General features: G+C 49.8%; 3 protein-coding genes. All 3 read left to right on the plus strand.

Features of this window, described 5'->3' with window-relative positions; all coding sequences use genetic code 11:
• Positions 1 to 259 precede the first annotated feature (259 nt).
• Genes AB7U36_RS20795 through AB7U36_RS20805 form a run of 3 tightly spaced genes read left to right on the plus strand, consistent with a single transcriptional unit; the run spans position 260 to position 3,358 of the window.
• On the plus strand, positions 260 to 2,242 hold the full coding sequence (locus tag AB7U36_RS20795; RefSeq protein ID WP_428161537.1) for a response regulator: 1,983 nt from the start codon (positions 260 to 262) through the stop codon (positions 2,240 to 2,242).
• 28 nt (positions 2,243 to 2,270) lie between these two features.
• Positions 2,271 to 3,017, plus strand: coding sequence for an N-acyl homoserine lactonase family protein (locus AB7U36_RS20800; RefSeq protein ID WP_428161538.1), 747 nt, complete (start codon positions 2,271 to 2,273; stop codon positions 3,015 to 3,017).
• A 41-nt stretch (positions 3,018 to 3,058) separates the two neighbouring features.
• Positions 3,059 to 3,358 carry an AMP-binding protein gene (locus tag AB7U36_RS20805; protein ID WP_428161539.1) on the plus strand — a complete coding sequence of 100 codons (300 nt, stop codon included), beginning with the start codon at positions 3,059 to 3,061 and terminating at the stop codon, positions 3,356 to 3,358.
• Positions 3,359 to 3,497 lie beyond the last annotated feature (139 nt).

Genomic DNA, 3,497 nt, shown 5'->3' on the forward strand with positions numbered 1-3,497 from the left:
GTTTAATCCTCGTCCAGTTCCTTGAGAATTTGCGCCAGCCAGTCCGGACTTTTTCCTGTCTTTATAACCGCAGGGTGGTTATTTTTGTCAAGGTTTTTAAGCGTTCAGGTTGACATTTTAACTGCCTTCATCCTATACAGGTGAAGGTTTTCGGATACGTTGGAACCGGAAGAACAATGCTAAATCCCATGGGGATACACCATGTTAATGTGCAAATGTGCAGGAGGCACTGCCTAAAGCATGATAGACTCACTTGAGTATGAGACCTGAACAGATTCTGGTTGTTGATGATGAAGAGCGGATTGTTAAAAGCATTGCCGGATGCCTGACCAAGGAAGGGTTTAGCGTCTTTTGTGCTTGTGACGGCCTGCAGGCAATCACCTTGTTCAATACACAGAAGTTTGACCTGGTGCTGATGGATATATCCATGCCCGGCATGGATGGATATGAGACCATGGCCAGTATGTTTGAACTGGATCCCGAAGTACTTGTCATCATCATGACCGGATTCGCCTCCGTGGCCTCTGCGGTCTCTGCCCTGAAACAGGGTGCCTGGGACTACCTGAAAAAACCCTTTGAATTTGCTGATCTGGTTAAAACCGTTAAAAACGGGATTGCCCAGCGAAATCTGATTGCTGAGAAAAGGTTCTACGCGGCCCGCCTTGATGCCTCTGAAAAAAAATACCAGTACATGGTTGACAATTCACCGGATCTGATTTTCACTCTGGATGAAAACTTTTGTTTTTCTTTTGCCAATCAGCAGTTTGAAACCCTTCTGGGGTATTTGCCCCAGGAACTGAAAGGCAGTTCGTTTGACGCGATTCTCCACGAGGATGACCGCTGCAAACTGTCCCGACTGTTTCAGGCTGGCGGACCGCCCACCCGGGATCTGTCCCCTGGCTCCAGCATTGCGCTGAACCTGCGCTTTAAAAAAGCCGGTGCCGGGGAAAACAGATATGATCCTTATTCCGCCTTTGCATTCATGGAGATGAAGGCCTCGGTTCTTACCCCGCCAGATACCGGATTAGCTCAGGATTTCAAGGGTATTTATGCTGTGGCCAGGGATGTCACCGACCGTATACGGCTTGAGGATCAGCTTCGCCAGGCCCAGAAAATGGAAGCCATCGGTACACTTGCCGGCGGCATTGCCCATGATTTTAATAATATTCTTATGGGGATACAAGGGTATGTCTCCCTTGTTAAAAGCCGGTTTAACAGTGAATCAGAGGAATACAAACGGCTGTCCAATATTGACGAATATATTTACAATGGTGCGGAAATGGCGCGTCAACTTCTGGATTTTTCCCGGAAGAACAGCCGGCAGTCAGCCACCACCCTGAATATAAATTATCTGCTCAAGACCTCAGCCAAAATGTTCGGCCGCACCAGAAAAGATATCATCATCCGCCAGGAACTGGATAAGGAGCTGTGGCCCATAATGGTGGATGAAATTCAGATCAAACAGGTGCTTATGAACCTGTTTGTCAATGCCTGGCATGCCATGCCCAGAGGCGGCCGGATTGTGGTGAAATCTCAAAACATGGTCATGGATATCCAGCAGGCCCAAAATGTGGGACTGGACCAGGCCGGGGATTATATCAGGGTCTGTGTGGAAGACACCGGCACGGGCATGGACAAGGAGACCCTTTCCCGCATATTTGACCCCTTTTTTACAACCAAGGCCCGGGGCCGGGGAACCGGCCTGGGGCTATCTACAGCATACGGGATCATCAAAGCCCACAAGGGCACCTTTCATGTCGAATCCTCTCCCGGAAAGGGCAGTGTATTCATGTTTTTCCTGCCTGCTGCACAGGACCGGGCGTCCCAGGATGATTTCCGGCCTTTGGTGGAAAATAAAGGCCGCCTTATTTTGGGCAAGGGCCGGGTGCTTTTAGTGGATGATGAAAAAGGGGTGATAGAAGTCTGCAAGGATATGCTTGAAACCCTTGGCTACGATGTACTTGTTGCCGGTACAGGGGCCCAGGCCGTGTCTGTGGTTCAAAATGATGTCAAAGGCATTGACCTGATGATTTTGGATGTCGTTATGCCCGGCATGGACGGGTTCGAGACCTATGAAGCTGTGCGGCAGCTGAATCCTGATATCCGGGTGCTGGTCTGCACCGGGCTTTCCCAAAAAGAAGAGCTCCGGCAGATGATCGCCAACGGGTGCAGGGATTTTTTGTTAAAACCCTTTGACATTGCCAAACTGTCGGAAAAAATTGAATCTGTATTTAGTACCTGAAGGCCAAGCCGTAGAATTGAGGAATACAATGACCTATACCATCCACCCCGTTGTCATGGGGACAAAAGTATTTGACAAGAGCATGATGACCTACCAGTACGGCCAGGGAGAGACCTATACCATTCCCATTTTCTGCTGGGTAATCAAGGGCGGGGACAAAAATATCCTGGTGGACACCGGTGAAATGAATCCCATTCAGTCTGAGCAAAGGGAAAAGGCCATTAACGGGAAAATATATACCTTTGAACAGGGCTTGAAAAAACACGGGCTTTTACCCGCAGACATTGATATTGTCATCCATACCCATCTGCACAACGATCATTGCGAAAACGATTATAAGTGTGAAAACGCCATATTCTACGTACATGAGCATGAGCTTGAATCCATCCACAACCCGCACCCTTTGGATTACCGGTACCTGGAAGATTATATCGAAGATGTGGAGGAAAACGGGCAGATCAGGATAGTGAGTCAGGACGGCCCCATTGTTGACGGCATCCGTGTCAAACATACGCCGGTCCACACCAAAGGGGGCTTGACTGTATTCATTGATACACCAAAAGGCAAAGCCGCCATCACCGGGTTTTGCATCATCGAAGAAAACTACAATCCCCCGCCTGAAATCAAAGGCATGGAAATGGACCTTATCCCACCCGGCACCCATGTGGATGTCTATTCGGCCTATGATATCATGCTGCAGGTAAAAAAAGAGGCGGACATTCTTATCCCTTTACATGAACCCCGGTTTGCTTGCGGCGATCCCATCAGCGTTTAACTCTCTGAATTCAAAAGATTACATGTAAAATAATAAATGAGGTGGATGTGTTAATAAAGGGGCACCCCAAAGCCATTCCGCACACCCATGACCACTGTCTGTTTACCGCCCAGGCCGTGGGGGCGGACTATATGGGGTTTCAGCAGGACGATGTGGTCCTGAGTTCCGGGAAATTCCACCACGCCCTCGGATTCTGCCTATCCATGCTCTTTCCCTTTTTCATGGGAGCGACCACTGTGGCAGATCCGGACAAACCGGCCCTGGAGAGCACGATCAAACTGATCAAAACGCATCGGGTCACGATTTTTTCATCGGTTCCCGTATTTTTCGGCATGCAATGACCGAGGCCAAGGTGGAGTTCTACAGGGCGGCGGGCGTGTTGCGAGTCGGTATCACCCGGCCCGGCCTGGACCTGGAGGAGTTCATTCTCCGGACCGGGGCCAGGGCGGCCGGAGATGGCTGCCGCTGTTTCCAGTGGTT

This window comes from Desulfobacter sp., assembly GCF_050177295.1.

What these genes read in the sequence shown, in the direction of transcription:
- AB7U36_RS20800 (WP_428161538.1), top strand. Translation starts at nt 2,271, where the DNA reads ATGACCTATACCATCCACCCCGTTGTCATGGGGACAAAAGTATTTGAC.
- AB7U36_RS20795 (WP_428161537.1), top strand. Translation starts at nt 260, where the DNA reads ATGAGACCTGAACAGATTCTGGTTGTTGATGATGAAGAGCGGATTGTT.